This window comes from Halovibrio sp. HP20-59 (assembly GCF_033052795.2).
In the GTDB taxonomy this organism is placed as follows: domain Bacteria; phylum Pseudomonadota; class Gammaproteobacteria; order Pseudomonadales; family Halomonadaceae; genus Vreelandella.
In genome coordinates this window covers 1-256 of record NZ_JAWJUW020000119.1, presented here as the reverse complement: position 1 = coordinate 256, position 256 = coordinate 1, and the positions used below count along the sequence as shown (strand labels likewise).

At 48.4% G+C, this 256-nt stretch carries 1 rRNA gene; it reads right to left on the bottom strand.

The features are described from left to right. Positions 1-192: 192 nt before the first annotated feature. A 16S ribosomal RNA gene (locus RZA33_RS19610) occupies positions 193-256 on the bottom strand; the annotation flags it as partial.

The window sequence follows — 256 nt, the reverse complement described above, 5'->3', positions numbered from 1 at the left end:
CGTCTTGCGACGTATCACAATTTAAGACCACTTCTTACGAAGTGTTCTTGTCAGCATGATATACATTGTTAAAGAGCGACTGCTATAAGCAGTGATAAGACACCGCCGGAGGCGGCTGGCTTATCACTGCTCATCGACAGCTATCTGATCAGGTAATTCATTGTGGACGCTTACTAACGGTGACGCATCGTTTAAGGAGGTGATCCAGCCGCAGGTTCCCCTACGGCTACCTTGTTACGACTTCACCCCAGTCATG